Below are 315 nucleotides of genomic sequence, written 5' to 3' on the forward strand. Positions count from 1 at the left end.
TTTTCGTCGTCGCGCAGCGCTGGTTCAGGCGCGCGTTGGCTTGGTGCAAAGCTGGAAAAATGAACCGTTGCTTAAAAACGCGTTTGCCGAGCAAGTGGCCTCAATGCAGAGGCTTGAGACGTTGGTCGAGAAGATGATCAACGAGCAGTTGAAAGAAGCCGGTTTGCTTGCCCAACTGACGCGATGCACGAAGGTCGAAGGCGTTGGTTTTTTGACTGGCGCCCGCTTGATTGTTGCGTTTGAACGGGGTGATTTCAGGAATGCAGATGCATTCATCGCGTTTTTGGGGATGGATTTGCGAGTGTCACAGTCGGG

At 53.0% G+C, this 315-nt stretch carries 1 protein-coding gene; it reads left to right on the forward strand.

What is annotated here, in order from left to right; genetic code table 11:
- The coding region (locus B1722_RS28525) for a transposase (RefSeq protein ID WP_140396060.1) at positions 1-315 on the forward strand (315 nt) is incomplete at both ends.

The organism is Pseudomonas sp. SCPG-7 (genome assembly GCF_002156405.1).
Lineage (GTDB): Bacteria > Pseudomonadota > Gammaproteobacteria > Pseudomonadales > Pseudomonadaceae > Aquipseudomonas > Aquipseudomonas parakoreensis.